The organism is Dietzia sp. NPDC055343, from assembly GCF_053645265.1.
Genome location: NZ_JBSHMJ010000076.1, coordinates 1 through 5,427 on the forward strand (window position 1 = coordinate 1; position 5,427 = coordinate 5,427).

Annotated in this window: 5 protein-coding genes and 1 pseudogene; 4 read left to right on the top strand and 2 right to left on the bottom strand. The window is 67.5% G+C overall.

The genetic code is table 11. The annotated features are described in order from the left end of the window. Positions 1-978: NtaA/DmoA family FMN-dependent monooxygenase (locus ACWIE7_RS18150; RefSeq protein ID WP_454070182.1), on the top strand; the 978-nt coding region annotated here is incomplete at its 5' end. A gap of 82 nt (positions 979-1,060) precedes the next feature. On the opposite strand, the gene ACWIE7_RS18155 is transcribed toward ACWIE7_RS18150, so the two are convergent. Beyond that, positions 1,061-1,696, bottom strand: coding sequence for a TetR/AcrR family transcriptional regulator (locus tag ACWIE7_RS18155; RefSeq protein WP_454070183.1), 636 nt, complete (start codon positions 1,694-1,696; stop codon positions 1,061-1,063). 271 nt (positions 1,697-1,967) lie between these two features. Here ACWIE7_RS18155 and ACWIE7_RS18160 point away from each other — a divergent pair, with 271 nt between their 5' ends. The 3 genes and pseudogenes from ACWIE7_RS18160 to ACWIE7_RS18170 all read left to right on the top strand — a co-directional run bounded on the left by ACWIE7_RS18160 (position 1,968) and on the right by ACWIE7_RS18170 (position 5,192). Next, positions 1,968-2,990, top strand: coding sequence for a phosphotransferase family protein (locus ACWIE7_RS18160; RefSeq protein WP_454070184.1), 1,023 nt, complete (start codon positions 1,968-1,970; stop codon positions 2,988-2,990). 17 nt (positions 2,991-3,007) lie between these two features. Next, positions 3,008-4,158 (top strand): annotated as a pseudogene (locus ACWIE7_RS18165) (hypothetical protein). 89 nt (positions 4,159-4,247) lie between these two features. Continuing rightward, positions 4,248-5,192: a tyrosine-protein phosphatase gene (locus ACWIE7_RS18170; protein WP_454070185.1), complete on the top strand. Its 945-nt coding sequence runs from the start codon at positions 4,248-4,250 to the stop codon at positions 5,190-5,192. A 51-nt stretch (positions 5,193-5,243) separates the two neighbouring features. Here ACWIE7_RS18170 and ACWIE7_RS18175 read toward each other — a convergent pair. Next, a partial coding sequence (locus ACWIE7_RS18175; RefSeq protein WP_454070186.1) for a hypothetical protein occupies positions 5,244-5,427 on the bottom strand: 184 nt, incomplete at its 5' end.

Sequence of the window (5,427 nt, forward strand, 5' to 3'; positions counted from 1 at the left end):
CGGGTGGGATGGAACGTGGTGACCGGATACCTCAAGAGCGCAGCGCAGAACCTCGGCGAGAGCGACCAGCTCACCCATGACGAGAGGTACGACCGCGCGGACGAATACCTGGAAGTGCTCTACAAGCTGTGGGAGGCCTCCTGGGACGACGACGCCGTGGTGCTCGATGCGGAGAGTGACATGTTTGTCGATCCGACAAAGGTCCACCCGATCCGCCACGAGGGAACGTACTTCACCGTTCCGGGAGTTCACCTGTCCGAGCCCTCTCCCCAGCGGACCCCGGTCATCTATCAGGCCGGCGCCTCCGAGAGGGGGATCCGCTTCGCCACCGAGCACGCGGAGGCGATTTTCGTGGCCTCCCCGACCATCGCCCAGACCAGTGACCAGGTCAGCCGGATCCGTGAGGGGCTGGAGGCCGCCGGGCGGGGCCGGGATGCCGCACGCGTGTACGCGCTGCTCACGATCGTTGTGGATCAGACCGATGAGGCGGCCGCCGAGAAGTACCGTGACATCTTCTCCTACGCCTCCGAGACGGGAAATCTGGTGCTCAACTCGGGATGGTCCGGAATTGATCTATCCCGACAGGATCTCGACGCTCCCATGGACCCGGTCGCAACTGAAGCCATCCAGACCACTGTGTCGAGCCTGTCGGGGGCCTCGGATGCCGACGGACGCTGGACGTTGCGTGACAGCGCCCGGTTCAACGCGACGGGCGGACCGGTGGTGGTGGGCTCGGCGGTCACCGTGGCCGACGCCCTGGAGAGTTACATGGCGGACACCGATGTCGACGGTTTCAACCTGGCCTACGCGCTCAATCCCGGCACCTGGGAGGACGTCATCGAGCATCTCGTGCCCGAGCTGCAGCGCCGGGGACGGTATCCGCTGGACGCCGAACCCGGCACTCTACGAGCCCGCATGTTCGGTCACGGCGACCACCTTCCGGACTCACACCGGGGGGCCACCTACCGCCGGCGGTGAGAACGGGGTCCGGACCCGGGGTGCCCTGACACAGTAGTCGGAGGCGGCCGTCCGCCAGAGGGTGTGGACGGTCGCCTTCCGTTCACCGCGCAGTGATCCCCCGCAGAAGTAGGGTCGTCATCGCCGCGGCGCGTTCTGCGGCGTCCGCCTCGTCCCGCACCCCGAGGGCGAAGATCGCCGCACCGGCGATCGCGTCGAGCAGCGTGTCCACGTCGACGTCCGCGCGGACCTCCCCGGTCGCGATGCCCTCGTCGAGCATATGCCGCAGCGCCGCCCGTACCGGATCAAGCTGTTCGGTGACGAGGCGTTGCCGGAGTTCCTGGTCCGAGCGTGTCGCCGCCATCAGCCCCGGCACACCGGCCCGCGCTGCCGGCTGGCCGAAGAGCGCATAGGCGCCGGACACGAGCAACCCGATCCGTGAGGGCAGGTCTGCCTGGCCCATATCGGCCGGCTCGATAGACGGGTAGATCGCGTCGTGGACGATGTGCGCCTTTGTGCGCCACCGGCGGTAGATCGTCGGTCGCCCCACCCCCGCCACGGTCGCGATCGCGTCGATACTCGTGCCGCCATAACCACGCTCCACCAGCAGGGTTCGGGTGGCATCGAGGACCGCGCCGTCGATCTCCGGGTTACGTTGCGGTCCCAGTCGGTGCACCGTCCTGGCCCGCGTTCCGTCGCCGGTTTCACGGGTTCTCGCGGACGCCATCTCGTCGGACAACTGACAAATCTCCTTGTGACCTATTGCACATTTTTCCTCTTGTCATTACATTGTGTCACGACTGAGCAGTTACAAACTGTATCGACAAACGAGGAGTTGCTGTGCCCGCCTCAACCGAACCGGACAGCGCGTCAGCGAGGTCGCGCGCCCGTCCGGTGCACGCGCCGACGCCGAACACCTGACCGTCGCACTCGACCGTTGGCTGAATGACACGCTGGGCGCGGACACCGCAGCCCGGGTCGACGACGTGACTGTCCCGGACACCAGCGGAATGTCCAGCGACACTGTGCTCGTCGACGCGACGTGGAACGACGAGGGTGGAACGCCCCGACTCCACCGGTTGGTCGCACGCCTCGCACCGCTTCCCGATGCGATGCCGGTCTTCCCGCGCTACGACTTCGCCCTTCAAGCCCAGGTCATGCGGCTGGTCGCCGAGCAGTCGACCGTCCCGGTCCCCCACGTGTTCTGGCACGAGGAGTCCGAGGCTCCGCTGGGGCGCGAGTTCCTCATCATGGACCGCGTCGATGGACTGATCCCCGTGGACGTGATGCCGTACAACTTCGAGGGCTGGGTGTACGAGGCCACCGCAGAGCAGCGCGCCACCCTGCAACGAAGCGCGGTCCGGGTACTCGCCGATCTGCACTCCATCGCCGAGCCCTGGGCGCAGTGCCCTCCGCTGGCGCGGACGACGATCGGTGCCGCCGCGGGCCCGGTCACCGCCGACCAGGCACTGCGCGCGCATGTGGCGCAGCAGCGGGCCTACTACGAGTGGGCGAGCGACGGCGGTCCGCGCTCCCCCCTGATCGAGCGGGCGCTGGACCAGCTCGACGCCACGAAGCCCACCATCGAGGGCGACGCGGTGCTGTGCTGTGGCGATTCCCGCATCGGCAACATCGTCTTCCGCGACTTCCGACCAGCGGCCGTTCTCGACTGGGAGATGGTCACCCTCGGCCCGCGCGAACTCGACCTGGGTTGGATGATCTTCCTCCACAGGTTCTTCGAGGACATCGCCGCCATGGCCGAACTCCCCGGCCTGCCCGATCTGCTGCGCCGCGCCGACGTGGCCGCCCACTACAGCAGTAGCACAGGCCATGAGGTCCGGCATCTGGACTGGTTCATCACCTACGCCGCGCTCCGGCAGGCCGTGATCATGTACCGAATCCAACGCCGCACCATCGCGTTCGGCGCAGCCGAGGCATCGGCCGATCCCGACGACATGATCATGCACCGCGCGAGCCTGGAGGCCATGCTCGCCGGCACCTACTGGACCGACCTCGCCGCGAAAGGGCTGTGACCGCCGTGCTCTCCCCCATGGACGATTACCCCGTGCATCAGATCGCCGAGCCGATCCGGCACGTGGCCACCTCGGACCGCAACTTCTACGATCGCTACTGCTTCAACTGCCATCCCCGGCTGGCCACAGGCGGCGAACCGCTTATGCTCATCATCGGCCTGGGCCAGTACCCCAACCTCGGGGTCACCGACGCGTTCGCCGTACTGCGCCGCGGCGACGATCACCTGGTGGTGCGATCCTCCAGGGCACTCGGCGCCGACCGGTCGGACACCAGCGTGGGGCCACTGTGTGTCGAGGTGATCGAGGGCCTGAAGATCCTGCGCGTGGTCCTGGAGGCCAGCCAAAACAACCCGGCACTGTCCTTTGACCTGACGTTCACCGCCGGGGCGCCCGCGACGCTCGAGACCCGCCACTTCATGCGCGATCTCGAACGGGTCACCTTCAACACCCAACGGTTCGTGCAGGCCGGAACCTGGAACGGGTCGATCACCGTGGATGGTGAGCGGATCGAGGTGACCGACCGCGACTGGGCCGGCAACCGCGACCGCTCGTGGGGGGGGTGCGCCCGGTCGGCGAGGCAGAACCACCCGGACGTCGCGGCGACCCCGAGATCGTCAAGGAGCACTGCTTCTTCTGGATCTACGCGGTCATGCAGTTCGACGAGTTCGTGATCGTCACCATCATGCAGGAGGACCACGACGGCACCCGCGTAATCGAGGACGCCACCCGCGTCTGGCGCGATCCCGACCGGGCGCCCGAGCGTCTGGGCCGTCCCGAGCACGACCTCACGTTCCATCCCGGTGGCCGAGAGGCCGCAGCGGCGGTACTGACCTTCCACGCGCCCAAGAAGGGTGGCGGACTGGAGGAGACGCTCCGCGTGCACTGCACGCCGATCCTGCCGAATTACCTCGGCGTGGGCACCGGCTACGGGCTCGAGGAGGACTGGCGGCACGGGATGTGGCAGGGCCACGAGGTGGTGCAGCAGCAGCGCCAGCCGGTCTCGGAGATCGAGGACTGGAAGAAGCTGTTCTGCCCGGTGGACAATCACTCCCGGTTCGAGACCCATCAGGACGGCCGCACGCTCGTCGGCGAGGGCTTGTCCGAGTTCGCCGTCATCGGCACCTACCCGCGGTACGGATTCCACTCGATGGGAGAAGTCGCACCATAGATCTCCTGCGCGCACGCCCTCGCGTGCCGCGGTTTCCCTCCCACCCCGCAGTCCGGGCTCCGCCCGGTGGCCCAAGAAAGAGGATCACGATGAACCTTCGTCGCAGCACCTCCGCGGTTGCTCTCGCCGCAGCCCTCGCCGTCGCCGGCGCGACCGCGTCCTCGGCGGACCCCGCCGCCGGCACAGCCCCGGCACCGGCGGCTCTGGGGTCACTCAGTGCGCAGGGTTCGCTGGACCTGGGCGGTTCCCTGGGCTCACTTGCCCCGCAGGGTCCCCAGGCGCCGGTCCTGGAGTCGATCAAGAACTTCCGTGACGTCGCGGGCAGCGGCTACGCGGGCGAGTACGGCCCGCTCAACACGGGCGTGTTCTTCCGCGCCAATGCCCCCCTCAAGACCAGCGAAGCGGACCTGGCGACGCTCGCCGCGCTGGGTATCACCCATTCGTATGACATGCGGGCGCAGGACGAGATCGACAATCCGTACGTCGGCGGCCAGGCCGTACTCCCGGACCAGACGGAGTACGTGCACGTGCCGATCAACTTCGCGGACATCGTGGAGATGGCGATGCAGATCCAGAGCGCGGAGGAGTCGCGCGAACACATGGTGAACACCAACCGCGGGTTCGTCACCGACGCGCAGACCCGCGGCCAGTTCGCCCAGGTGCTCACGGGACTCGCCGAGAACGGTGACCCGCAGTTGTTCCATTGCACCTCCGGCAAGGACCGCACCGGCTGGGTGGGCTTCCTGCTGCTCTCGATCGCCGGCATCGACCGGGAGACGATCATGGAGGACTACTTGCTCAGCAACGCCAACCTCGAACAGGACAACGAGCGGATCATGCAGATCATCTCGGGCGCCCTCCGCCCGGAGGCGGCGGACAACCTTTACCCGTTGCTCATCGTGGAGCCCGGGTACCTCCAGGCGGGGATCGACCAGCTGGACGACGACTACGACGACGTCGAGAGCTACCTCACCGACGGTCTGGGGCTGACTGAGCAGACGATCGAGATCCTGCGCGCGAAGCTCGTCGGCTGACACTCAGGTCAGCCTCCCGAGCGGAAAGTGCCCGATCGCACGAGTAGAACGTCAATGAACTACCAGCACCGTGTCCGCCGCACCACGGGTACACCGCTCTGGCATACCAGCCACCTGCTGGGCGGGCACCACGGTCGTGTCGAAGGTGAGCTCGCGGCCCACGGGGTGCTCGGCCCCGTCGACCGTCACCGACGGCTTGCCGTTCTGCAGCACGAACGTGGCGTCGGACGGGAAG